This window comes from Methylomicrobium sp. Wu6 (genome assembly GCF_035916875.1).
GTDB lineage: Bacteria > Pseudomonadota > Gammaproteobacteria > Methylococcales > Methylomonadaceae > Methylomicrobium.
This window is the reverse complement of the sequence record NZ_JAXUHN010000067.1, coordinates 38,087-63,822: the sequence shown is the minus strand read 5'-3', so window position 1 is coordinate 63,822 and position 25,736 is coordinate 38,087. Positions and strand designations below refer to the sequence as shown.

The following is a 25,736-nucleotide window of genomic DNA, read 5'->3' as shown; positions in this document are numbered from 1 at the left end:
CGGGAGAAGGCTGGGATGAGGGGATCAAAATAAAGTATTTTTCCTTATTTTTGATCCTCCTCACCCCAACCCTCTCCAGCAGGAGAGGGAGCTTTCTTCTTAACTTAACGGCATTGGGGAGCGAGGGACTTGCCGTTTTTTACTTCCGCCTTTAGCCTGCCTGCTTGCGCTTGACCTCGACAATATTCGGCAAACACCCGATCCGGTTCAATATCTGGCTCAACTGGCCGATATTTTCGATTTGAATGGTCAGATTCAGGTCGGCCGAAAAATCGGGATGCGTATTCAATGACGCATTCGAGATATGAATTTTCGAGTGCGCCAACACCTGAGTCACGTTGTTCAATAAGTCTTTCGCGCTTTGTGCATGAATGACGATCGGCACCGAATAATAGGATTTGTCGCTGCCCCATTCGACCTGAATCAATTGCGTCTGCTTTTCGGGGCTCAATTGCAAAATATTCTCGCAATTGCTGCGATGAACGATGATGCCTTTTTTGTGCGAGATATAGCCGATGATGTCGTCGCCCTGCACCGGCGAGCAGCAGTGCGCGAACGAGGTCAGCACATGATCGATGCCAGCAACCGTCACCGCTGATTTCGGGGTCTGCTTTTTTTGCTGGACCCTAGTCGGAACTTCCAGCTCGGGGATTTTGAAAAATGCGGCAAGTTGGCGGCTGGTGATGTCGCCACGGCCAATCGCTTCGAGCAGTTTGTCCTTCTCCGGTTGCTTGAAATGCTTGGTCAGATCGTTCAGATTGACCAGTTTTACGCCGAGCCGTTGTACTTCCCTGTCCAAAATCGTCTTGCCGGTCGCGATGTTCTGCGTCATTTGCTGATTTTTGAACCAGCTCTTGACCCGGCCGATCGCATGCGGAGATTTCAGATAGCCGAGGTTCGGATCGATCCAGTTATGATTCGGGCCGCCTTCTTTCGCGGTCAGGATTTCGATCTGTTCGCCCGACTTCAAGACATATGTCAACGGCGTGATACGTCCGTTCACTTTGGCGCCGCGGCAGCGATGGCCTATTTCGGTGTGAATCGCATAGGCGAAATCGAGCGGCGTGGAGCCTTTGATCAGATCGATCAGTTTTCCGGCCGGAGTCAACACATAAACGCGGTCCGAAAACAATTCGCTTTTCAAGCCTTCGGCCAGCGTTTCGTCGGCGTCTTTTTCTTCCAGTAGCTTGCGCAAGGACGCGATGTTTTTTTCGATCGCGGCGTTGTGCTTGCCGCCTTCCTTGTACGACCAGTGCGCGGCGACTCCCATTTCAGCGAACTCGTGCATTTCGCGCGTGCGAATCTGCACCTCGATTCGATTGCCGTCGGTGTCGATGATCACGGTATGCAGCGACTGGTAGCCGTTTTCCTTCGGATTGGCGATATAATCGTCGAATTCCTTCGGAATCGTCTGCCACAGGCTATGCACGATGCCGAGCGCGGTGTAGCATTGGGTTAGGTTAGCCACGATCACGCGCACCGCTAACAGATCGTAAAGCTCGTCGATGCCTAACTGCTTGCGCTGCATCTTTTTCCAGATACTATAGATATGTTTCGGGCGGCCGTAGACTTCGGCGCCCATGCCTTCCTGGCTCAGAGCGGATTGCAATTGCGCGATGAACTGGTCCACGCAGCGTTCGCGCTCTACTCGTTTATCGGCGAGAGACTTCGCGATGCTTTTATAAACTTGCGGTTCCAGATAACGGAACGCCAGGTCTTCAAGTTCCCATTTGAACTGATGAATCCCCATCCGGTTCGCGATCGGCGAATAAATGTCGAGCGTTTCGCGGGCGATGAAATGGCGCATTTCTTCCGATTCCTTAGCGAGATTGCGCAGCCGTTTGATTCGATAAGCCAGTTTGATTAGCACCGCGCGCACGTCGTGCGTCATCGACAGCAGCATCCGGCGCAGGATTTCGGTCTGGTTCGGCTGATGCGTCATCTCGGGCGTATAAACGGACAATTTGTTCAACCAGTTGACATCGTTGACCAAGGAGTCGACCGTTGCGCCAAAGCGGCCGGCAATGTCCGGACGAGGTTTCAGTGCGCCCAGTCGAGGATCGCTTAAAATAGCTGCTAGCGTGGTTTTCAGATCGACATGAAAATCCGTTAAAATAGCCGCCACTTCATACCCCTTTGGACGGTGATACTCAGGATCGTCGGGAATTTGGGCGATGACGGCAAGCGCATGGTTGATCTGTTCACGGTCAACTTCGGAAAACCCGTCTAGCAGTGATTTGTTGGGATCGTTTTTTTTCGTCATCGTACGGAAAATGCAAGAAAGGCCGCGCGGGCTCTTGGCTAGATGATCGGGGGGATTAAGCAGGCGGCTTCGCCAGTTTAGTCAATTTCTTTACCAATGATAAAACGAATAAAATGAAAATTACAGTGTTCGGTAGCGGTTATGTTGGCCTGGTGACGGGCGCCTGTATGGCGGATGTCGGCAACCATGTGATTTGTATGGATATTGATGAGAATAAGGTGGCCAAATTGCAGCAGGGCATCATTCCCATCTTTGAACCGGGTCTCGACGCGATGGTAAAGGAAAATCAGGCTTCGGGGCGCCTCAAATTTACTTCCGATGCAAAGGAAGCGGTCGCGCACGGCGTGTTTCAATTCATCGCGGTCGGCACCCCGCCCGATGAAGACGGCTCGGCCGATTTGCGCTATGTGTTGGCTGTTGCGGAGAGCATCGCCGAACACATGAACGAATATCGGGTCGTGGTCGACAAATCGACCGTGCCGGTGGGCACCGCCGACAAGGTCAAGGCCCGGATCGAGGACGTGCTGGCGAAACGCGGCGAGAAGATCGAATTCGACGTGGTCTCGAATCCCGAGTTTTTGAAGGAAGGCGCGGCGCTGAACGATTTTATGCGTCCCGACCGGATCATCATCGGCGTGGACAATCCGCGCACCGCGGAATTGCTGAAAGCACTGTATGCGCCGTTCAACCGCAGTCGCGAGCGGATCATCACGATGGACGTGCGTTCGGCCGAATTGACCAAATATGCGGCGAATGCGATGCTCGCGACCAAAATCAGCTTCATGAACGAACTCGCGAATCTGGCCGAATATCTGGGCGCGGATATCGAGCAGGTACGTCAGGGTATCGGTTCGGACAGCCGGATCGGCTACAGCTTCATCTACCCGGGCTGCGGCTATGGCGGCTCCTGTTTCCCGAAGGATGTAAAGGCGTTGGAGCGTACCGCGAAAGAACTGGGCTATCATGCCGAATTGCTGAACGCGGTTGAAAACGTGAACAGCCGACAAAAAAATCGCTTGTTCGAAAAAATCAGCCGACATTATCAGGGCGAACTCGAAGGCAAGGTGATTGCGCTCTGGGGGCTCGCCTTCAAGCCCGACACCGACGACATGCGCGAGGCGCCGAGCCGGGTCGTGATCGAAAACCTTTGCCGGGCCGGCGCTACCGTGCAGGCCTATGATCCCGAAGCGCTCGTCGAAGCCAAGCGGATTTACGACGATAATCCGCATTTGAGACTATGCACATCGCCTCAAAACGCCTTGGAGAATGCCGATGCGCTGGCCATCGTCACCGAATGGAAGGAATTCAGAAGCCCCGATTTCGATGCCCTCGGCCGCGCGCTACGCGACAAGGTCATTTTCGACGGCCGCAACATGTACGAACCGGAGTTTGTGCGCCGCAGCGGATTGGCCTATTATGCGATAGGCAGACCTTAAAAAATGCTGTTATGATTAAACTCATGCAGGGTACGCTGTGCGTACCCTTTCCAGCCGTCCAGCCCGCATGCTGCCATTCATTTCTTCGGAAGAACCCAACTACGTAACGCTCAAATGACTAAACAAGAAAAATCCCTCGCGATGACCGTGCTGATGACGCCGGACATGGCCAATTTCGCCGGCAACGTGCATGGCGGCTCGTTGTTGAAAATGCTCGATCAGGTGGCCTATGCCTGCGCGGCGAAATATTGTAAAAACTATGTCGTAACGGCCGCCCTCGACCAGGTGTTTTTCAAGGAAAACATCAATGTCGGCGATCTGGTCACGTTCTATGCGCACGTGAATCATGTCGGGCGCTCGTCGATGGAAGTCGGCATCAAAGTGGTCGCCGAAAACTTGACCACGCACGAAAAGCGGCATACGACCTCTTGCTACTTTACGATGGTCGCAATCGATGGCCATGGACACAGTATCGAAGTACCCCAATTAATTCTCGAAACCGATATCGAAAAACAACTGTTCAAGGATGCGGAACAGCGCAAAAAATGCCGCGAGGAATTACTCGAAAAAAACCGCGCTATTCGCGTCGATCTGCCGGAGGGACTGCTCTAAGTGGGTTTGCAGGACAATTTCGAACAACTGCCGCTGAAGGAGTTCGCCGAGAAAGCTTACCTCGATTATTCGATGTATGTGATCCTGGACCGGGCGTTGCCACACATCGCCGACGGTCTGAAGCCGGTGCAACGCCGCATCGTCTATGCAATGTCGGAACTCGGCCTGACCGCGCTGGCCAAATATAAAAAATCCGCGCGCACGGTCGGCGACGTGCTCGGTAAATACCATCCGCACGGCGATTCGGCCTGCTACGAAGCAATGGTGTTGATGGCGCAGAATTTTTCGTACCGTTATCCGCTGATCGACGGCCAGGGCAATTGGGGATCGCCCGACGATCCGAAATCGTTCGCGGCGATGCGTTACACCGAATCGCGCCTGACCCAATACGCGCAGACCTTGCTTAGCGAACTTGGGCAGGGCACGGTCGAATGGACCGACAATTTCGACGGCACGTTGAAAGAGCCGGAACTGTTGCCGGCCAGGCTGCCGAATGTGCTGCTGAACGGCACGATGGGCATAGCGGTCGGCATGGCGACCGACATTCCGCCGCACAATCTAAGGGAGGTCGCGGCCGCCTGTATCCTGCTGCTCGACGAGCCGGACAGCACGCTCGAGCAGCTTCTTGAACGCATCCAAGGCCCCGATTATCCGACCGAGGCCGAAATCGTCTCCTCGAAAGACGACATTCGCAAGATGTATATCAACGGCGGCGGCTCGATCAAGATGCGCGCGAAATACGAAGTCGAAGACGGCACTATCGTGATCACCGCGCTGCCGTATCAGGTCTCCGGCTCCAAGCTGATGGAGCAGATCGCCGCGCAAATGCTCGCGAAAAAACTGCCGATGATCGAAGATTTAAGGGACGAGTCCGATCACGAGAATCCGACCCGCCTGTTGGTGATTCCGAAATCGAAACGCACCGATACCGAGGCGGTAATGTCGCATCTGTTCGCGACCACCGATCTCGAAAAAAGCTATCGGGTCAATATGAACATGATCGGCCTGGACAACCGGCCTAGGGTCAGGGATTTGCGCGAGATTCTGGTCGAATGGCTGGCCTTCCGCACCGAGACGGTCAGAAAACGCTTGCAGCATCGCCTGGACAAGGTGTTGGCGCGCCTGCACATTCTCGAAGGCCTCTTGATCGCCTATCTGAATATCGACGAGGTGATCGCGATCATTCGCCAGGAAGAGCATCCGAAACCGGTGCTGATGGAACGATTCGGCATTAGCGATATTCAGGCCGAGGCAATATTGGAGCTGAAGCTGCGTTATCTCGCCAAGCTCGAGGAAATGAAAATCCGCGGCGAACAGGACGAACTGCAAGCGGAGCGCGCCGCGCTTGAAAAAACATTGGGCTCGCCGCGCCTTCTGAACCGGTTGATTCGCAAGGAGCTCGAACGCGACGCGGAAAAATATGGCGACGACCGCCGTTCCCCGATCGTCGAGCGCGAAGCCGCGCAGGCGATGGAAACGACGCAACTGATCAACAATGAACCGTTGACCGTGATCCTGTCGCAAAAAGGCTGGATCAGGGCCGCAAAAGGCCATGATTTCGATGTCGAGAGCTTGAACTACCGCGCTGGAGACGGTTTTTTGGAAGCGGTCAAATGCCGCTCGACGCAGCCGGTTTATCTGCTCGATTCGACCGGTCGCGCCTACAGCACGACCACGCACGATCTGCCGTCGGCCAGAACCCAGGGCGAACCGTTGACCGGCCGCCTGAATCCGCCGCCTGGCGCGCTGTTCGCACACCTACTGGCCGGCAATCCCGACGATTGGTATCTGGTCGCAAGCGATTACGGCTATGGCTTCCGGGTGCAGTTGAAGGAACTGTATAGCAAGAACAAGGCAGGGAAAGTCCTGCTGACCTTGCCCGAAGGCGCCAAAGTGATCAGGCCCGCCGAACTTCGCAGCGAATCCGACAGGCTCGCGGTCGTGACCCTGCAGGGGCGGCTGCTGATCTTTCCGGCGCAGGAACTGCCTGAACTGGTCAAAGGCAAGGGCAACAAACTGATCCAGATTCCTGCGGACGATCTTGCGGGCGGCAAGGACGCCGTGATTGCGGTCGCCGCTCTGCCCGAAGGCGGCCAGTTGAAAATCCTTGCCGGCAAACGGCCGTTGACCCTGAAGGGAGCGGACATCGAACACTATTCGGGCGCGCGCGCGAAACGCGGCCTGCATCTGCCGCGAGGCTTTCAGCGGGTCGATGCGATGGAGGCCGAATGACCGAAAATGGTGGGCAAGGTGGCTTCGATGGCTGAAACCAACCCGACACTCGGCTTCATCGGCATCGGCCTGATGGGCAAGCCGCTGACCTTGAGGCTTTTGCAGCACGGCTTTCGGGTCAAGGCCTGGAACCGCAGCCCGGAGAAACTCCAACCCGTCGTCGTGGCCGGCGCGGAGGCTAGCGCGAGCATTGCCCAACTGGTGCGCGCTTCCGATGTGGTGATCACCTGTCTGGCCGACACCCAGGCGGTCGAATGGGCACTGCATCAGGGCATCATCGATCACGGCGCGCCGGGTAAGCTGGTGATCGACCTGTCCAGCATCGATCCGAACAAAACGAGGGAATTTGCGGCCCTGCTGCACGAAAAATGCGACATGGGCTGGGTCGATGCACCGGTCTCGGGCGGAGTTAGCGGTGCGGAACAAGGCACGCTCGCGATCATGGCGGGCGGCCGCCCCGAGCATATCGATACCGCGCGCCGGGTGCTGAAACCGTTGTATAAACAGTTGACCCACATGGGCCCGGTCGGCAGCGGCCAGACCACCAAGATCTGCAATCAGATGATCGTCAGCTGCAACATGCTGGTGATCGCCGAAATGATCGCGCTGGCCAAGGAGGCCGGCGTCGACGCGGAAAAGATCCCGGCCGCGCTGGCCGGCGGCTTCGCCGACTCGAAGCCCTTGCAGATCGCGGGACCCGAAATGGCGCTCGAACTTTTCGAGCCGGTCAAATGGCGGGTCAAGACCTTGTTGAAGGATTTGCGGATGGCGACCGACTTGGCCAGACAACTCGACCAGGCGCTGCCGATGTCGAGCCTCGCCGCGCAGCTGATGCAACTGCATGGCAGCAAAGGCTATCTGGAGCAGGACCCGGCAACCCTGATCAAACTTTACCGGCACGACTAATGCCGCGTTTCTCCGCGAACCTGAGCATGCTGTTTACCGAAGTCGATCTGATCGACCGCTTCGAGGCCGCGCGTGCAGCAGGTTTTAAGGCCGCCGAGATTCAGTTTCCGTATGACCTCGACGTGGAGACGATTCGGCGGAAATTGGTCGAGCAGGATCTGCGACTGGTCCTGTTCAATGTGCCGGCCGATGATTTGTTGCTGGGCGGCGAAGGGCTGGCCTGCGTGCCGGAAAAACAGGGGATGTTTCGAGAAGCGCTGGCGCTGGCTGTAGACTATGCAAAGGTGTTGCGGCCCGACGCGGTTAATGTATTACCTGGCCGCTGCCTCGATTCAGCGCGCCAGACTGAATATCTGAGCACCTTCAAACAGAATCTTGGCCTGGCCGCCGATGCGTTCTCGCCCTTAGGCATCAAGACGGTATTTGAAGCGATCAACAGCCTCGACATGCCGGGTTTCATCGTCGATACCGGCGCGAAGATGCTGGCGGTTCAGGACGAACTGCAACGGTCCGATATTTTCCTGCAATACGACATCTACCACATGCTCAGGATGAGCGAGAAACCAGCCGAGTTTATCCTGCGGCATGCCCGGCGCATTGGCCATATTCAGTTCGCGGATTGTCCTGGCCGCGGCCAGCCCGGCACCGGAACCGCCGATTGGGCGGCGCTATTTTCGGCGATCGACCAATCCGGCTATGACGGCTGGACCGGGGCCGAATACAAGCCTAGCGGGGCAACTTCGACAACTCTTGGCTGGTTCAATCATTACGATAATCGGTAATCCCCCAAAACGGTACGCGATACATTCTACATGGCTATCTTAAACGGAACGAACGCGTTAAGATAAATTCATCGATACCGCATCGTCATTCGAGGCAGACCATGAACCAGCCCGCGCAGCGCATCGCGACCTACGAAGACCTCTTCGATTTGCCCGACCATCTGATCGGCGAAATCATCCACGGCCAACTGATCACCCAACCCCGGCCGGCGCCCAAACATGCTTTGGCGAGTTCCGGCCTTGGCATGAAATTCGGCGATCCGTTTCAATACGGACGCGGCGGCCCCGGCGGCTGGTGGATCATGGACGAGCCGGAACTGCATTTGGGACCGCATATTCTGGTTCCCGACCTCGCCGGCTGGCGGCGGGAACGCATGCCGACGCTGCCCGACGAGGCCTATTTCAGCCTAGCTCCCGACTGGGCCTGCGAAGTGCTATCGCCCGGCACCGCGCGCACCGACCGCGCCGTCAAAATGCCGCTTTACGCCGCGCAACTGGTCAACTGGCTCTGGCTGCTCGACCCCGATATTCGCACGCTGGAAGTGTACAGTTTATCCGACGGCCATTGGTTGCTCGAAGGCACCTGGAAGGACGACGATGCCGTGCGTGCGGTACCGTTTGAAGAAGTGACTTTGCAGTTGGATGATTTGTGGGCACCGGAGGCCAGGCAGCCGAATGTAAAATGAAAAGCAGGTAGGGCTTTTCCTCTATAAAAATTATGATTTTGAGTAGGGTGCGCACCGCGCACCATTCAATAGTTCTGTGTATCTACTCGGTTGCCAAAGTTTTTGTCGTGATTTGACATCAAAAAAGGGGCGCAATGCGCCCCCTACATGGCTGGGACTTCTTAAGCAGTCAATTTCAGATATTTTTGATACAAAGACTCCTTGTTCTCCGGGTGCGCGGGATCCTTGTCGATGCAATCGACCGGACAGACCGCCATGCATTGCGGCTCGCCGTAATGGCCGACGCATTCGGTGCACAGCTCCGGGTCGATCACATAAAACTCCTCGCCTTGGGAAATGGCGCCGTTTGGGCATTCCGGCTCGCAGACATCGCAATTGATGCATTCGTCGTCGATTTTAAGAGCCATGTCGGTTACTTCTCCTGCTTTTAACTAAATTTTTCGATTAAACGCTGATGCACCAACTCGGGTACGAAGCTCGATACATCCCCTTTCAGTTGTGCTATCTCTCTGATCATGCTGGATGAAATAAATTCATATTGCTCGGCCGGGGTTAAAAACACCGTTTCGAGTTCCGGCGCCAGGCGGCGGTTCATGCCGGCCAGTTGAAATTCGTATTCAAAATCGGAGACCGCGCGCAAGCCTCGTAATATCACATTGGCGCCTTTCTTCCGGGCGAATTCGACCAACAAGGTATCGAAACCGCTGACCTCGACATTCGGAAATTCGGTGGTGACCGCAGTGGCAAGCTCGACCCGTTCGGCCATCGAAAATAAGGGCGTCTTGCCTTTGTTCAGCGCGACTGCGACGATGATCCCGTCGTAAAGACGGGACGCCCTGGCAATCAAATCCAGATGCCCGATCGTGATCGGGTCGAAGGTGCCGGGGTAAATCGCGGTGATTTTCATGGGGAGTGGGGATTTTAAAATCCGCGATTTTAACCCAAGTTGCCGCTCAACGGAATTGGCGTTTTTGAAGCCAGGACCTCATGCGCGTGAGGAAGGCGGTATCCCGCTCCATGAATGGACAGTTCGCGTCCATTCATGGGACCTCAACATTACGCGGCAATGCCGTTATGTCTGAGCAGCGCGTCGATTGTCGGCTTGCGGCCCCGGAATTTGACGAACAAGTCCATCGCGTCTTCGCTGCCGCCTTTTTCCAGAATCTGGGTCAAAAACGCATTGCCGGTTGCCGGGTCGAAAATGCCTTTTTCCTCGAACAGCGAAAACGCGTCGCTGGACAACACTTCCGCCCATTTATAGCTGTAATAGCCGGCCGCATAGCCGCCCGCGAAAATGTGCGAGAAACCGTGCGCGAAGCGATTGAAGGCCGGCGGCTGTACGACCGAGACCTGTGCTCGAACCTGGTTCAGGGTTTCGTAGATGCGCCCGCCCTTATTTGGATCATAGTCGCGGTGTATGCGGAAATCGAACAGACTGAATTCGAGTTGCCGTACCATCAGCATGCCGGCCTGAAAATTCTTCGCCGCGATCATCTTGTCGAACAACGCATCGGGCAAGGGTTCTCCGGTTTGATAATGGCCGGACATCAAGGCCAGCGCGTCTTTTTCCCAGCACCAGTTTTCCATGAACTGGCTCGGCAATTCGACCGCGTCCCATTCGACGCCGTTGATGCCCGATACGCCGAGGTGGTCGACGCGGGTCAGCATATGTTGCAGGCCGTGTCCGAACTCGTGAAACAGCGTCGTGACTTCGTCGTGCGTCAACAGCGCGGGTTCATTTCCAGTGGGTGGGGTGAAGTTGCAGGTCAGATAGGCGACCGGCGTTTGCACAGAGCCGTCGATTTTTTTGCGGCCGACGCAATCGTCCATCCAGGCGCCGCCGCGTTTTTTCGGGCGCGCATACAGGTCGATGTAGAACTTGCCGCGCAGATCGCCATTCTGGTCGGTAATTTCGAAAAAGCGCACATCGGGGTGCCAGGTGTCGAAGTCCTGAATCTCGGAAATTTGTAAACCATACAGTTTTTCGACCACCGCGAACAGGCCGGGCAGGACTTTGGTGACCGGGAAATAAGCTTTTACTTCCTCTTGCGATAATTGATAAAAATGCTGGCGCATTTTCTCGGAAAAATAACTGATGTCCCAGGTTTGCAGGTCGTTCACGCCGTAATAGTTTTGGGCGAATTCGCGCAGTTCGGCCAAATCCCTGCGCGCCTGCCGCCAGGATTTGTCGGCAAGGTCTTCAAGAAAACCCATCACATCATCGGGTTTGTCGGCCATCTTGGTCGCCAGCGACAACTCGGCAAAATTGTCGAAACCGAGGAGGCGCGCTTTTTCATGGCGCAGCGCGAGAATCTTTTCCATGCTTTCGCTGTTGTCCCACTGTCCCGCATTCGGACCTTGATCGGAGGCGCGGGTCGCGTAGGCTTCATAATGCTCGCGGCGCAGTTCGCGGTTATCCGCATAAGTCATCACCGCGTGATAAGACGGAAATTGCAGCGTGATCATCCAGCCTTCCTGTCCGTTTTGCTCGGCGGTTTGCCGGGCTCCGGCCAAGGCCGAAGCGGGCAGGCCGGTCAGGTCGAGTTCATTCATGATCAATTTCGACCAGGCGTTGGTTGCGTCGAGTACGTTTTCTTCAAAACTGCTCGCAAGTTGGGATAATTCCTGGCTGATTTCCTTGTAGCGCAGTTTTTTTTCAGCATCGAGATCGATGCCGGACAAATGGAAATCGCGCAGTGCGTTTTGAATGATTTTTTGTTGGGCAATATCGAGCGTAGGATACTCGGCGCTGCCTTCGATCGCCTTGTAAGCTTTAAACAAGGCCTCGTTTTGTCCCATCTCGGTCGCATAAGCGCTGAGTTTCGGCAGGCAGGCGTTGTAGGCTTCGCGGAGAGCGTCGCTATTGAGCACTGAATTCATGTGGCTGACCGGCGACCAAGCCTTACTGAGCCGATCTTCGGCGTTTTCGATCGGCTCGACCAGATTTTTCCAGGTGTAATCGCTCGTTGCGGTCAGGCAATTTTCAACTGTCGCGCGCGCCTCGGCCAGTAACTGGTCGATCGCAGGTTCGATGTGCTCGGGTTGAATTTGGGAAAACAGCGGCAGTTCGGTCGCGGCCAATAATGGATTGCTCATGGGGTGTCCTGTGATGAAAGCGGTTTCGCGCCATTATAAGGCAGCATGCTGAAATTTGCCGTATTGGCGATCAGCGCTCTTTCGGCAGCGATTTCTTCGGCCAATGCATTTTTTTGATGCCGATTGAGCTTTTGGTTTTAATCAAAAATCGCCGATTGAAAATTTTTTGCCGCATCCAGTCCCTTGATCGTGGACTTGTTGCCGATGCCGGTCAATTTGGTTCCTGTCAGATTGGCGCCGGTCAAATCGGCGTCTTCGAGATGGCTGCCGGACAGATCGGCGCCGCTCAAATCGGCGCCGGTCAAGTCCGCGCCGGATAAATCGACACCGAACAGCACGGCGCTTTTCAGCAGGCTGCCGCGCAAATTCGCATGCCGCATCAATGCACGGCTCAGATCGGCATGGCTCAGATCGGCGCCCGCTAGATTGACGTTATTCAAACTGACCCGCATCAGCCCCATTGGCTGATTCTTCATGTCCGCGCCCCAATTCGCATGCGCCAGATTGGCATGGCTCAGATTGGATCTATCCAGATTCGCAATGATGCGGCTGCCAGCCAGATTGGCATTGCTGAGATCGGCGTTCATGATCGATACGCCGAAAATACTGGTGTTGGACAGGTCGGCCCCGGACAAATTGATTTGGGTCATCACGGTCAAATCCAGATTCAGTCTCGATAAATTGCTGTGGCTCAAATTCGCCCGGCGCAGATCGGCGCCCCATAAGTCCGCACTCCGAAAATCCAGATGGGATAAATCCAGCCCGGTCAAATCCTTGCGCCGTAATTCGGCGGGATGATTTTTGCCGGCCGCGGCGAGCCGTTTTTCAACCTCGGCGCGGTCAAAATCGGCCGCAACAACCGTTCCGCAAAAGCAAAGCGCCAGCAGTCCGGACCACACATATCGGATATTCATATCGGCAAACTCCAGAGAAGTGAGAAATTGATTCCGTGGGCAACTCTAGCGCCGGATGCGCCGGATTGCAACCGCGAATGCGAAGCGATTCCACACCTCTTCCGATGGCTACTATCGCCTGGATGCTCAATATTTCAAGGGCAAAATCGGCTCAATACCTTCATATTCGGCGGTCGGGTGATGTTTGGATATTTTTTCGGTGATCTCGACGATACGACCCATCGGAATGTCGACCAACACCAGCAGTTCACCTTTTTCGATCGCTTTTTCGAATTGTTTGAGTTTCGAATTGCCTGAATTCATGCCGGCCAGACCGCCCATCAGCGAGCCTATCGTGGCGCCCGCCATGATCACACCCAAGATCGGCCCGCCGGCAATTACAAATCCCGAATAGGCCAAGGCCGCCACTCCCGCCAACAATCCGGCGGAACCTCCCAGGACGACGCCACGTTCCAGGGCGGGGATAAAATCGGTTTTCTGCAGCATGGATGCTTCCGGCAGGTCTTCCAGCGGTGTGTCCCGCTTGGCGAGTATGTGGATATGGTTGTCCTCGAAGCCTTCTTGGTGGAGTTCGTTGACAATTTTGTGCGTCGTTTTGATATCCGGCGCTAAAAAGTAGATGCGTCTCATCGCGTTACCCTCTTTATTTCGATGGGTTAAAAACCAGTCTCGTCATCTAATTTGGCTGCGGGCTGCCCAGATGATTTCCTTGACGATTGGACTGATCCCCTAATGCCAGGTTCATTGTTAACGCATTAAATTCGAGAGGGAAGGCTTGGTGTTGGCCGGTAAAACCGGTCATGACGGTCTGTGCAGAAAGGCGTGCGCCGGGTTTGAAACGGAATATCAGGAATTAGCGTATTGAATCGGAAGGGTTGGCGCGATCGGATCTGCCTTGCGCCAACCGAAATGATGCCTTTGAGCGATCGATTAGAAATAATCCCAAGGATATTCGGGTCTTAATATCGGCCTGAAACCCGCCGGCACCGGAAAAGGCGCGGAGACGAACTCGTAAACGCCGACCAGTTCGCGGGTGACCGTCATGCCTAATCCCATCGCCAATCCAATCGGAAAGCCGATCGCGCCGCTTTTGCGCGTCTCCTGCACGATATTGCCTGGAATTTCGAGAAAGCCGCAGGTCATGCCGGCCAGTCCGCGGCCGAATTTGCCTGCCGAGCTATTGTCCGCATTGGCGTTGGCTGCGGTGCCTAGCGATAGAGCGGCGATGGCAACCGTCAAATAAAAGCGTAATGTGTTCATTTACTATCCTCCCATGGTGTGATGCCGAATGATAAATGATATCGGCTAAATAATCCGCAACTAAACATTATCCCCGGATAAACCGGAAAGCAACGTCTGCTGCTGCTTGGTAAAATCAAGAGCGCATTGTTGAAGCTGAAACCAATAGCGGTTGATCGCATCATAATTTTTGTTGACTAAACACTGTTCAAGATGTTCCGCCTGTTTCCGGATATTCTCGATCCCGCAAAAACTCATCGATCCGTGCAGCTTATGCGTAATTTGCCGGGCAAGATCGTATTGCCGCCGATTCAGCGCATCTTGAATGCCGTCCAGTTGTTCCGGAAGTTCCGCAAATAACTGTGAGAATATCGTAAACGCCAGGCGCATGTCGTTGCGTGTCCTGGTCAAAATCATCTGTAGGTAATCCGGAGTCTCGTTGTTATCGTGCATGGTTGCGGCCTTTAAATCAATGCGGGCAAAAAAGCGCTGCTCACCCTACTCGATTAACTATTTTATGGTTATTATGTCCGGTTTGAAAGACCACCGCATCGACTCATCAATGAATCATTTCAAAACCGCACTGGCTGCCGCGCCGGCCGAACTGCAAGAAACGGTAGCCGCACATTTGCACAAGTGGACCGAGCGTCTCGCCGCGATGAATCTTGAATTGCCTCGGTCGCCCGAGTTTGCCGAGGCGTTGGTCAAGGTCTGGTGCGCCAGTCCGTTTGTGGCCGAAGAATGCTGTAAAAGCCCGGACCTGCTGATTGCGCTGATCGATTCCGGCGATTTGACGCGCGCCTATGGGGCCAATGAGTGCCAGGACAGGCTGAATGCGTTGATCGTCGATTCCGAAAGCGCGTTGATGACCGCGCTTCGGCAATTCCGCCGCCGCGAGATGGTCCGCATCGCCTGGCGCGATCTGGCCGGCTGGTCGAATCTCGGCGAAACGTTGATGGATTTGTCGCTGCTCGCGGATGCCTGCATCCGCTATGCGCTCGATTTTCTTTATCGGCAGGCGACCGAAAAACGCGGCACGCCGTTGTTAAAAGACGGCAGCCCGCAGCAGATCATCGTGCTCGGCATGGGCAAACTCGGTGCGTATGAATTGAATTATTCGTCAGACATCGATCTTATTTTCGCGTTTCCGGAGGAGGGCATGCTTCAGGATCGCAAAGAGACCAGTTACAGCGAGTTTTTCACCCGCCTCTGCCAAAGTCTGGTCAGGGTGCTCGACGAGATTACAGTCGATGGTTTCGTGTTTCGCACAGATATCAGACTTCGGCCGTATGGCGACAGCGGCGCGGTGATCATGACCTTCGACGGCATGGAAAACTATTATCTGACCCAGGCGCGCGAATGGGAGCGCTATGCGATGATCAAGGCGCGCCAGGTCGCCGGCGATTTTGAAGCCGGCAAACAGTTGATGGCGATGCTGCAATCTTTTGTGTATCGCCGCTATCTCGATTACGGCGCGTTCGAGGAACTGCGGGCGTTGAAACAGCAGATCACCCAGGAATTGAAACGTAAGGACCGCATGGAGAACGTCAAGCTGGGCCCGGGCGGCATCCGCGAAATCGAGTTTATCGGCCAGGCTTTTCAATTGATTCGCGGCGGCAAGGAAAAATCGCTGCAAATGCGCGGCATTCAGGATGTGCTGAAACGCCTCGGCGAATTGCATCTGTTGACTACGGAAGATGCCGAGCAGCTACAGCATTCTTATGTGTTTCTGCGCGTCGTCGAAAACCACATCCAGCAATATCAGGACAAACAGACTCACGATTTGCCGGCCTCTTCGCAGGCGCGGGCCGCGCTGGCGCATTCGCTCGGCTTCGCCGGCTGGGATGCGTTCAAGCAGGAACTGGACCGGGTCAGAAACGCCGTGCACGAGGTGTTCGGCCAGGTTTTTTCGTTGACGAAGCAGGAAAGCACCCAAGCAAACGGCAGGCCGAGTTGGAATAGCGACAGCGATGATGCCGAATGGCTCAAGGCATTCGGTTTTGCCGATGTGGAAGCGGCGCTCGACAACCTCGACACGTTTAGGGATTCCGCGGCGGTGCGGCGCCTAACCGCGAAAGGCGCCGGCGTGTTGGACCGCCTGATGCCGCAAGTGTTGGACGCGATGCGGGAGTTTGATCGGCCCGATGAGGTTTTCAAACGCGTGCTGGACATTTTTACCGCAGTCGCCGGCAGGACGGTTTATCTGGCCTTGTTGTCCGAAAACCCCCAAGCCTTGGCGCTGTTGCTTCGGCTGGCCGCGGCCAGCCCCTGGATTTGCCGCTATCTGGCGCATTATCCGGTGGTGTTCGATGAACTGATCGATGCGCGGTCGCTGTTTGCCCCGCTAAAGAAAACGGACCTTACCGAGCAGTTGGATTGGTTGTTGCAATCGGTCGATGCCGAGGAACTCGAGCAGACGATGATTTTGCTGCGCCAGTTCAAACAGCAGCGGGTATTGAAGGTTGTGGCGGCGGACCTGATGGGAGCGATTCCGTTGATGGTGGTCAGCGATTATCTGACCTATATCGCCGAAAGCATCGTCGAAAAAGTCGTCGAACGCGCCTGGTTGGCGCTCGTGCAAAAGTACGGCAAGCCTCCCGGCAGCGACGGTGTTCATAGCGGTTTTGCGGTGATCGGCCTCGGCAAGTTCGGCGGCATCGAGCTCGGTTATGGCTCGGATCTCGATCTGGTATTTATTTATGACTGCCTGGACGGCCATGCTTCGACCTCTGGCGACAAGCCGATTTCAACGGCCCAGTTCTACGGCCGGCTGGGGCAAAGGGTCCGGCATATTCTCGACACCCGGATGTTGTCCGGCGTGCTGTACGAAGTGGATATGCGGCTGCGGCCTAACGGCGACTCCGGCCTGTTGGTCTGCCATATCAACGGCTATGAAGACTATCAGAAAAATCAGGCTTGGACCTGGGAGCATCAGGCACTCGTTCGGGGGCGTTTCATCGCCGGGGACCCGAAGCTGAAAGAAAAATACGAGGCCGTGCGGCACATGATCCTAAGTCTGCCGAGGGATGCCGATGCGTTGAAAAAAGAAGTTCGCGACATGCGCGAAAAAATGCGCGCCGGGCTGGCGACGAAGGACGCCGGCAAATTCGACTTGAAACAAAGCCGGGGCGGCATCGCCGACATCGAGTTCATCGTCCAATACGGTGTGCTGAGTCAGGCGGCAAAATTTCCGGCTTTGACGACTTATACCGACAATATCAGGCAATTGGATGGTCTTGCCAATGTGGGCTTTATCTCCAGGGAAAGCGCGGAAACCCTAAAAACCGCTTATTGTGCCTATCGCGATTACGGGCACAAGCAAGTGTTGCGGGATGGTCCCGCCGTGATCGATTCAGCCGAAACCGCCGTCCTGAGTGAAAAGGTTGGGGCGTTGTGGGACAAAATCGTGGAGGCGTAGTAGGCAGAAAGTTATGGGATTTTGCGTTAATTAAACGGTGTTATTTGACACGGCCAATTCTGTGGCGGATGGCTGTCTTCACTGATGATGTTTGCAAAGCTTGTCGTGCTTGAGGAAAGTTTAATATGAAATGTGTGTCATTTGACTTATTTGGTCGTGAAAGGGCTGAGTGACTCCTTGTTTAGTGTCTTTAATTTAGGGTCGATAGTGAGGCTCAGCAAGTGCTCTTTATGTTGGCCATTCATGGTATTTATTTTTTATATCAATGAATTGTGGTTTTTTTGGTGCTGCCAACCGTAACTAAGTTTGTTGGAGAACTCTGGCATGATATGTGCTTATGCCTATGTGATCTTGTATACAGACTGGAATGCTGCCGGTATGTTGCTCGCTGGTTATTCTGGCTCAGGATCAAATTGATTAAACAATTGCTTTTTGACATCACACTCCGGATTGTTACGGCAATGGTTTTCTCCTCTCTCAAAATCTTTACCCGAGGCTGTTTCATTGCATTAAGGTGAATCCACCTTGATCAATGTCTTCAACCCAGGAACGTCGTGCAATGCGGCGGTTCTGGGTTTTTTTACAGAGTCTCGTCGCGTTCCTACTTAGCAAAGTCCGTAAAAAAGAGTATGGCGAGAGCCTGAGTAGTTTAATTAAACTATGTTATTTAACACACGTTTATTGTGCGAAATGACGTATTTGCATTTTTCCTTCCGATAGATTCGGGAAAAGGGTTGCCTTTTAGTACTCGAATATCGGATTCCCTGAGGGGATGAAAGTTCTGTTGGAACTAGACGACAATTCTTAAATAATGATTATGAATTTTATTATAAGCCTTTAAAATCACACATATTTTTTGCAAATGAGATGCGTTTTCACCAAATAAGCCGGGTTGCTGCATTTGTGAAGTTCGATATGTGTTTGCCTTGGCGGTAGCCTTCTTGGCATGGTTGGTGCTTCATGTATGGGCTAGACGATTCCGAATGGGCGAAAACGGCAAAAGAGTGCTTTGCGGTTGTCACGCTAGGATCGCTTAAAGCAAGAAAAATCGAAACAATACAGCGGAAGGCCGGTTTCTTTTCCCTTTGGAAATGGCGTTTGGGGCTTTTTTGCTAAGTGGATACGAAAAAAAATTAATAAATTTGGAGAGCGAATGAAAAAAAAATCAATACAAGCGATGCGTCTCTGTTCTTTGGCGGCGATGATGTGCGGTGCGGGTCAAATGGCTTATGCGCACACCGGCATTAAAGACAAGGTATTCCTTGAGGGTATGGGCAACACAGGGCTGAGTTCCGCTACGGCGTTTTCCTCCACGGTCTATAATGCGTTTACGATCACACACGGTTGTTTGACGAATGACGTTGCCGAAGGCACTCCGGCGGTTCATCTGAATGTAATCGGCCAGGCGGCGGTATTTCCGAATTCGACGAATTCCTCTGACGTGAGAATCTTTCGGTATGCGGCCGGTTCGATCAGCGGAAAAACGCTGGTCGGAACGCCCGTTGCCAGCCCGATCGGCAGCGCCGGTGGCGCGATTGCCAGTCCGAACGATCTTTCCGACGATATTCAAGGCGCCGTTGCGGGTCAGGCGTTTAATAACTTCGGTCTCGGCCTGGTGAGTCCGAATTTGTTCGGCAACGTCATCATACCCAAAATTGACGGTACAGGCATTACCAGGGGTTATGCGGTTTATAACGGCCCAACCAAATATGACTCGCAGGTGGCTCCGCTTGAAGAAGATGTAATCAGCACGACCGGGTTGTCCACGTTCAAGCATACGATTCCCAAATTCAAATCCACCTCCTGCGCAAAAAGTCTCGTTGTGCGGGTCGCGGTTGGCAACTGGTGTCTGAAAGGTCCTAAAAGCGACAAGAATCCTGACCGGATGGATGCGTGGGTCGGTTCTTATACGGACAGTGCAATTTTCAACATGACCGCCAACCCATTGATCATGCCGAACAGCCAGGCGACTATCGATGCCTCGCCAGGCACGGATTTCTGGCCGTCGTTCACGGTACTTCGCGATACCACCAACAACCCTTTCCAAGGCGCCTGCGCGGATCCGGCGAATCAGTACGACGTGGTGATCGAACCGAAAGGCACCGATATCGATAAATATCTGAACATCCCGAAAGGTAAATATCCTACCGGTGCGACCGGTCCGGCGTTTTGGCCGCAGCCGTAATTTAGATAAACGCCGATGGGATACAGCAGTCCAGTGCGTCAGCTGGTCTCATTGAAAGGGGCATCACGGGAATGGAGTTTTTCTAAATGCCCCGGCTTAGTAAAATGCAACAGCGGGTAACCCGCTGCTGCATTTTACTATCGGATATCGTCAACGCCAAAGAGCAATCGTTTGAACGGATAATTTGACTAAATGGACTAAAACAAGGGGTAAATGTAAAATTGCAATATGTTAAACTTGCGAATTTGTTATCCAAAATGATAGTAACCTCGGCAGGATTTCTTCGCCGTTGATTGTAATACGATACCCATAAGGTATATCCATGCTAAATACAAGAACATACAGGGCTATCGCTTTTTGCTTGCAAATCATTTCGCTATTTGCAGGCGGACAAGTTGCTTTTGCTCACACTGAAGTGCAATCATCCGCGCAAGAAGGTACGCAAGCTGACAATGCCCTGAAAATTGGGCATGGCTGCGAAGTTCCTGGGGGCAAGTCCAAGCCGGTAATCGCTCAAAGCGTGGTGTTCCCGCAAGCCGATCTTAGCGGCGTTATGAATCCGGGCAGCCTCGCGGGTCTCATCGACACGATTCAGAACAAAGATATCTTTAACCTCCAAGATGAAAAGCTAAATGCTCAAGGCGGCGTAATCGGGTTTTATTCCAAAGGGGGGCGCCTTTCGCCCACCAGCCAGGGCCGTGTGCCTTTCGAGTTCTCCTCCCCCAAGTTCCTTGGCTCATCCTGCGTCAAGACGCTCAACATCGAACTTGCAGTGGCCGATATTTGTGATAGAAGCAATCCCAAGAACAGGGCCGGAAAGGTGAATCTGTGGATTCCCGACAATGGCTCAACTTACGCGACCGAGGGAGCGGCGCAAGGAATCGATGGCGTCGGCGAGCCGCCAGTGCTGGTTGTTCATCGTGACCTCATTAACAACCCACTGGATATTGCTTGCAATGGAGGGACGGAAATGACAATCACGCCGACCGCTGCTGAAATCGACATCAATTTGGGTATCCCGCATTTTTGGTGATCCGCCGGAAACGTCGGATAATCGCTAGTTATTGCGAATTAATTAAAGAAGATGGTTTGTTATGAATAATTCAACTAAAAGAAATGTTTTTGCGGCAATGTCCTTATTTGTCGGATTAGGCGGAAGCGCTTTCGCTTTTGAAGTGCCCATGACAAGCAAAAATGCGATTGGGGCTACCGACTTATTTCGGATCAACTGCGGCGCTCCAGATACCGACCATCTGAACGTCAAAGTCATCGACACGACGCCATTGCCGCCCAGCGCAATCGATCCGCAACTCCTTCATGTGAATATCACCAAAAAGGGTTATCAGCCTCAAGAAGCCTTTGCAATTGCGCCAGGGGAAAAAACCGAACTATCCGTTGCCGCAGGAAAAGGAAGCTATAAAATTTCCGTGGATACAAGTGGAACTAACCTGGATATCCTGACGCCGCAGACGTTTTCGGTCGAATATCACTGTCTGAATGACGCCGATCAATTGACCGCGCCCGCTGTGGCGCGCACCCTAGCCAAGAAAATAAAAAACAAAAAAACCAGCAAATTTTCGGTGGCATGCGGTAAGAGCAAAACTACCGGCGAAACGACCAAACTCTATGTCAAATTTACCAATACCACGGTCGACCCCGCAAAAGTCGCGCTGAATGCGCAGGTCATTAAAGGCAGTTTGGCAACGAACGCGACAGATCAAAATGGAGATGACTTCTACAGCGATGAAGTCAATTTGCCGGGAGGGAGTGGCGACTATACGGTTTTGGTTGATAATACCGCGTTTGATAAAAGTCAGGACAATTCAAGGGATTATTCGCTTCAATACAGTTGCCGGAATTTACAGAACAGTGAAACAGCGACCGAGACGCCGCTGCTTATTAAACAGTTTCCTGCTCCATGAGCAAACAGGTGTGCCGGCCTACGGTTTGCATATATCAACCCTTTTGTTTTTGATGATTTTTGTTTACGCAAGTTAACGGGCGGAACGAGGTTTTATGAAAAATGTTAAAACATGGCGATGGCTTTTTGTCCATGCCGCAATTGCATACTCTTCTATCGGGATTGCGCATGATCAGGGTGGAACGCTGAATGCAGGGGCCTCGGCTACCGATGTATATCAAGTTTCCTGTTTTGATGATGGCGGTGGTAAACCTTATCAGCTTTTCTTTGAAATTAAGAGTGTGATTCCGGCTTCGCCGCCGGTAAGCGCTCAAGTGATCAATGACGATCTCGCCATGAGCACGACGGACCGTGTTGGCGGGGATGAAAACTATAGCCCCGAGCTTCAGGTCGTGAAACCGGGTAACAACGATACGTACACGATTGTCATTGATAAAAGCGCGGCGGGAAAGGCGAGTTACTCGCTGGAGTACCATTGTCAGGATAGTCATGGCAATCATACAGGCACCGATATTCTGCCCCTGCAAAATCAATGAGTCTTGATGGTGTCTGGCTTATCTTCTCGCCGCATGAGGCCACGGCATCGAAACAAAAACCTGCCTTAACCCGCGGTTAAAAAGATTAACGAACCAGCGCCAGTCTGAAAGTAAACAATGAATCGAAAAACGGCAGCCATACTTTATACGGCAATAATGCTTGCCCCATGCAGGCAGATATTGGCCGCGAATGCGGGCGATGTCCTTCCTAAGTGCGAATTAAACTCGATCGATGGCGGGCGCGCCATTGATCTTGGCGAGTTTAAAGGCAAGGTGGTGTATCTCGATTTTTGGGCGTCATGGTGCGGGCCTTGCGCTAAATCGTTTCCATTCATGAATCAGTTGCATCATGAACTCGGCGAGCAAGGCGTTACGATGATTGGCGTCAATCTGGATGAAAACGCCGAGGATGCCAAAGCCTTTTTATCGCAATATCCAGCCAATTTCACGATAGCGGCGGATAAGGGCGAACAATGCGCCAGACAGTTCGATGTGAAGGCCATGCCGTCGTCTTATCTGATCGGCCGCGATGGCGTTATTCGCCATGTGCATTTGGGTTTTCGTCAGGATGAAGGCAAAGAGCTGCGTGAGATGGTGGAGAAGCTGTTGGCCGAGAAATCGCCCGCGGCGGACGTGAAATGATGAAATTGGGACGGTTGGCATTTATGACGATAGCTTTTTTTTTGAGCCTTGGCGTCGAAGGATGCGCGCAGGTAGCGCCGTGGCAGAGGGGAAATCTCGCCAAGCAGCATATGGCTCTGGAACCTTATCCTATGCAGGGTTCATTCCGCAGCCACATTTACGGCAGTCGGGAAGCCGCCTCCGGCATCAGCTCATCCGAGGGAGGCGGATGTGGCTGTTACTAAATCCACTCAAAACTTCTCGGATGCGGCAAAGTCACTTTCGTGTCCATTAAATGCACTGACTGCCGCCGCATTGGCTCTTCCTGGATTGGTACTGCCAACCGCGCAAGCCGCGGACGACGAATTCGGCGTTCAGTACGGTCATTATCAGGAGGAAAAACGACAACTCTACGGTGTCGAAAGTGCGTTTCGACCTATCACGGTCGATACCCTGCAAGGCAGCGGCAATATTAAAGTTACGGATCGGACCAAGTTTACTTTCAATTACACACAGGACACCTGGTCGGGCGCGACGCCGGTTGCGACCGCGCCACTCGACTTTCGCGGCAACAGTACGATAAATTCGCCCAACGGTGTGACCGGGGCAACCCCCATCATTACGGGCGAATTATATTTTGATAAGAAGCTCAACCCATTGCAAACCGATGGTTTCGGAACCGTAATTGGCGGTCCTAACAGGCAACTGGTACAAACCCTATCTGGAGCTTCTCCCGAAACTCGCAAACAGGGCAGCTTCAAGCTGGGTCACGAATGGGACGAAGCGGCGCTGGATGTGGGCGGAGGCATATCCCAGGAGCGCGATTACGAATCTAGTTTCGTTAATCTGGGAGGACGGCTCGATTTCAATCAGAAACTGACCACATTGAGCGGCGGCTTGAGTTATACGTCGAGCGACACCAAAGCCACAATGGATCACGATGCTCAGCCGTATATCGATACCGGCGCCTTTGACAACCAGATTACACGGACGGCAGCGGGAGGCAAAATAATTCATGGTAATCGTAAGGATTGGGGCGCGCATTTTGGCCTGACACAGGTGCTGAACAAGAACGCGCTGATCGAAGCCGGGCTTGGCTATACCAACAGCAACGGCTATATGGAGAACCCTTACAAGGTCGTCGAAGTCGCATTTATCAACGATAACATACCTCCGCCCGAGGGCGCGGCGTATGTTGGACAGGTACGCGCCTTGCTTGAACAGCGCCCGAATGTGCGCAATCAGTTCAATGGCAATTTGAGCTATGTACAGCATATCGATACGCTGGATGCGGCTCTGCATTTCAATTACCGTTATTATCTCGATGACTGGGGCATCAATGCCCATACTTTCGAGTCCGACTGGGCACAGCCGCTCGGTTACGGCTGGACGGTCACGCCCAGAATCCGGTATTACTCGCAGGACGCGGCCGATTTCTACACACCTTATCTGGTTTCAAATCAGGCCTTTAACAGGGGGCGATTTAACCGCAATGTGTTGCCGACTAATTTTTCCAGCGATCAACGGCTTTCCGGCTATGGCGCGCTGAGCGGCGGAATCACGATCAGTAAGCAGTTCGCCAAAGGCATAAGCCTCGATACGGGGTTCGAGTATTACACGCATCAAGGTGCGTTGAAACTGGGCGGGGGCGGCGAAGGAAGCTACGCAAATTTTGATTATTGGAGCGTTAACGGTGCGATCAAGGTCAATCTGGAGGCATTGGCGGCAAGCGGCGATCACGGTAGCCATGCGCATCATCACCATCAGCACGGCGCCCCGGCGCCGGCCGGCGTGATGTTCGATCACATGATCGGTAAGGGCGGCTTCATGGTCGGCTACCGTTACATGTACAGCGGTCAAAGCGGCGATATGCTGCTCGGTTCGAATTCGGCCAGCGATCCCGCCATCGTTGCCGGCGGCTGCGGTCCAAATCCATGCTGGATCACGCCCAGCAATATGCAGATGCACATGCATATGCTCGACATCATGTATGCGCCGACCGACTGGCTGAACCTCATGGTAATGCCGCAATTCATGGACATGAGCATGGATATGCGCCGGCTGACAGGCGCGCCCCCCGACGTCACCGTGCCGAATAATGGCGGCGTGCATATCGCGCATCACGTTGAAAACGGTGACGAAACCGGCGGCATCAGCGATATGGGGGTTTATGCGTTGTTCAAAGTGCTCGATGCCGGCTATCATCATCTGCACATGGGCTTGGGCCTGAGCATTCCATTCGGATCCGTCGATATTCAACTTCGCCGCAATCATCAGGAGCCTGGCGGCCTGATTCATTACGGCATGCAGCTTGGCAGCGGCACGCTGGATTTCAAGCCGAGCCTGACTTATACCGGCAATTACGACAGCTGGTCGTGGGGAGCGCAGTTGAGTGGAACCAAGCGCCTTGAGGGTAGCGGAGAGACCGGCTATGCGCTCGGTGACATCTTTCAAACGACGGCATGGGGCGGTTACGGCCTGACTAACTGGCTGTCCGCGACCGTGCGCGGCGTCTATACGATCCAGGGCGCGATTCAGGGGCAGTATAATCAATATATCAATAAATTGGGCCCGATGGATTATCCGATGAATTACGGCGGACGGTTCTGGGATGTCGGTTTCGGCCTCAATGCGACGGTGCCGGGCGGCGACCTGGCCGGCAATACGCTGGGCGTGGAATGGCTGCAGCCTGTCAGCACCGATTACAACGGCTATCAACTGAACCGCGACGGGTCGTTGTCGGCGACTTGGCATTATGCGTTTTAGCTAAGGATTTAGTTGAAAATACCGCTTTTATTGGAAACTGGGGTGGGGCCGTCTGCCTTAGCCGCCTGACATTAGGCTTTTTACATGATATGGATGCCTCTTTATCAGTCGCTAATCTTTGCC

22 protein-coding genes are annotated in these 25,736 nt (G+C 53.7%); 14 read left to right on the top strand and 8 right to left on the bottom strand.

Features of this window, described 5'->3' with window-relative positions:
• Positions 1–151: 151 nt before the first annotated feature.
• Positions 152–2,263 carry a bifunctional (p)ppGpp synthetase/guanosine-3',5'-bis(diphosphate) 3'-pyrophosphohydrolase gene (locus U2W12_RS08085; protein ID WP_326500164.1) on the bottom strand — a complete coding sequence of 704 codons (2,112 nt, stop codon included), beginning with the start codon at positions 2,261–2,263 and terminating at the stop codon, positions 152–154.
• Positions 2,264–2,376: 113 nt separating this feature from the next.
• Here U2W12_RS08085 and U2W12_RS08080 point away from each other — a divergent pair, with 113 nt between their 5' ends.
• The 6 genes from U2W12_RS08080 to U2W12_RS08055 all read left to right on the top strand — a co-directional run bounded on the left by U2W12_RS08080 (position 2,377) and on the right by U2W12_RS08055 (position 8,917).
• Positions 2,377–3,699: a UDP-glucose/GDP-mannose dehydrogenase family protein gene (locus U2W12_RS08080; protein WP_326500163.1), complete on the top strand. Its 1,323-nt coding sequence runs from the start codon at positions 2,377–2,379 to the stop codon at positions 3,697–3,699.
• Between the two features lie 114 nt (positions 3,700–3,813).
• The gene (locus U2W12_RS08075) at positions 3,814–4,311 is read left to right on the top strand and encodes an acyl-CoA thioesterase (protein ID WP_326500162.1); all 498 of its coding nucleotides are present in this window, start codon (positions 3,814–3,816) and stop codon (positions 4,309–4,311) included.
• Complete coding sequence (gene parC / locus U2W12_RS08070; protein WP_326500161.1) at positions 4,312–6,543, top strand: DNA topoisomerase IV subunit A; 2,232 nt, start codon at positions 4,312–4,314, stop codon at positions 6,541–6,543.
• 27 nt (positions 6,544–6,570) lie between these two features.
• Positions 6,571–7,449, top strand: coding sequence for an NAD(P)-dependent oxidoreductase (locus U2W12_RS08065; RefSeq protein WP_326500160.1), 879 nt, complete (start codon positions 6,571–6,573; stop codon positions 7,447–7,449).
• The gene (locus U2W12_RS08060) at positions 7,449–8,231 is read left to right on the top strand and encodes a TIM barrel protein (protein ID WP_326500159.1); all 783 of its coding nucleotides are present in this window, start codon (positions 7,449–7,451) and stop codon (positions 8,229–8,231) included. The genes U2W12_RS08065 and U2W12_RS08060 overlap by 1 nt, the downstream gene beginning before the upstream one ends.
• Before the next feature lie 101 nt (positions 8,232–8,332).
• A complete protein-coding gene (locus U2W12_RS08055; protein ID WP_326500158.1) occupies positions 8,333–8,917 on the top strand; it encodes a Uma2 family endonuclease in 585 nt (194 codons plus the stop codon).
• Between the two features lie 161 nt (positions 8,918–9,078).
• On the opposite strand, the gene U2W12_RS08050 is transcribed toward U2W12_RS08055, so the two are convergent.
• The 7 genes from U2W12_RS08050 to U2W12_RS08020 all read right to left on the bottom strand — a co-directional run bounded on the left by U2W12_RS08050 (position 9,079) and on the right by U2W12_RS08020 (position 14,619).
• Positions 9,079–9,324 carry a YfhL family 4Fe-4S dicluster ferredoxin gene (locus U2W12_RS08050; protein WP_326500157.1) on the bottom strand — a complete coding sequence of 82 codons (246 nt, stop codon included), beginning with the start codon at positions 9,322–9,324 and terminating at the stop codon, positions 9,079–9,081.
• A gap of 20 nt (positions 9,325–9,344) precedes the next feature.
• On the bottom strand, positions 9,345–9,824 hold the full coding sequence (gene coaD / locus U2W12_RS08045) for a pantetheine-phosphate adenylyltransferase (RefSeq protein WP_326500156.1): 480 nt from the start codon (positions 9,822–9,824) through the stop codon (positions 9,345–9,347).
• A gap of 149 nt (positions 9,825–9,973) precedes the next feature.
• A complete protein-coding gene (gene prlC, locus U2W12_RS08040; RefSeq protein ID WP_326500155.1) occupies positions 9,974–12,013 on the bottom strand; it encodes an oligopeptidase A in 2,040 nt (679 codons plus the stop codon).
• A 137-nt stretch (positions 12,014–12,150) separates the two neighbouring features.
• On the bottom strand, positions 12,151–12,927 hold the full coding sequence (locus U2W12_RS08035) for a pentapeptide repeat-containing protein (protein ID WP_326500154.1): 777 nt from the start codon (positions 12,925–12,927) through the stop codon (positions 12,151–12,153).
• A gap of 126 nt (positions 12,928–13,053) precedes the next feature.
• Complete coding sequence (locus tag U2W12_RS08030; RefSeq protein ID WP_326500153.1) at positions 13,054–13,557, bottom strand: DUF1269 domain-containing protein; 504 nt, start codon at positions 13,555–13,557, stop codon at positions 13,054–13,056.
• 300 nt (positions 13,558–13,857) lie between these two features.
• A complete protein-coding gene (locus U2W12_RS08025) occupies positions 13,858–14,187 on the bottom strand; it encodes an exosortase system-associated protein, TIGR04073 family (RefSeq protein ID WP_326500152.1) in 330 nt (109 codons plus the stop codon).
• A gap of 60 nt (positions 14,188–14,247) precedes the next feature.
• A complete protein-coding gene (locus U2W12_RS08020) occupies positions 14,248–14,619 on the bottom strand; it encodes an Hpt domain-containing protein (RefSeq protein ID WP_326500151.1) in 372 nt (123 codons plus the stop codon).
• Between the two features lie 109 nt (positions 14,620–14,728).
• Here U2W12_RS08020 and glnE point away from each other — a divergent pair, with 109 nt between their 5' ends.
• The 8 genes from glnE (at position 14,729) to U2W12_RS07980 (ending at position 25,613) form a co-directional block, all read left to right on the top strand.
• A complete protein-coding gene (gene glnE / locus U2W12_RS08015) occupies positions 14,729–17,584 on the top strand; it encodes a bifunctional [glutamate--ammonia ligase]-adenylyl-L-tyrosine phosphorylase/[glutamate--ammonia-ligase] adenylyltransferase (RefSeq protein WP_326500150.1) in 2,856 nt (951 codons plus the stop codon).
• Positions 17,585–18,737: 1,153 nt separating this feature from the next.
• Complete coding sequence (locus U2W12_RS08010; RefSeq protein WP_326500149.1) at positions 18,738–19,769, top strand: hypothetical protein; 1,032 nt, start codon at positions 18,738–18,740, stop codon at positions 19,767–19,769.
• Between the two features lie 322 nt (positions 19,770–20,091).
• Positions 20,092–20,802 carry a hypothetical protein gene (locus tag U2W12_RS08005; RefSeq protein WP_326500148.1) on the top strand — a complete coding sequence of 237 codons (711 nt, stop codon included), beginning with the start codon at positions 20,092–20,094 and terminating at the stop codon, positions 20,800–20,802.
• A 148-nt stretch (positions 20,803–20,950) separates the two neighbouring features.
• Complete coding sequence (locus U2W12_RS08000; RefSeq protein ID WP_326500147.1) at positions 20,951–21,691, top strand: hypothetical protein; 741 nt, start codon at positions 20,951–20,953, stop codon at positions 21,689–21,691.
• Between the two features lie 94 nt (positions 21,692–21,785).
• The gene (locus tag U2W12_RS07995; protein ID WP_326500146.1) at positions 21,786–22,226 is read left to right on the top strand and encodes a hypothetical protein; all 441 of its coding nucleotides are present in this window, start codon (positions 21,786–21,788) and stop codon (positions 22,224–22,226) included.
• A 117-nt stretch (positions 22,227–22,343) separates the two neighbouring features.
• Positions 22,344–22,868, top strand: coding sequence for a TlpA disulfide reductase family protein (locus U2W12_RS07990; RefSeq protein WP_326500145.1), 525 nt, complete (start codon positions 22,344–22,346; stop codon positions 22,866–22,868).
• Positions 22,865–23,092, top strand: a complete 228-nt coding sequence (locus tag U2W12_RS07985; RefSeq protein WP_326500144.1) for a DUF4266 domain-containing protein — start codon at positions 22,865–22,867, stop codon at positions 23,090–23,092. Before U2W12_RS07990 ends, U2W12_RS07985 begins: the two co-directional genes overlap by 4 nt.
• Positions 23,079–25,613, top strand: a complete 2,535-nt coding sequence (locus U2W12_RS07980) for a DUF3570 domain-containing protein (protein WP_326500143.1) — start codon at positions 23,079–23,081, stop codon at positions 25,611–25,613. Before U2W12_RS07985 ends, U2W12_RS07980 begins: the two co-directional genes overlap by 14 nt.
• Positions 25,614–25,736 lie beyond the last annotated feature (123 nt).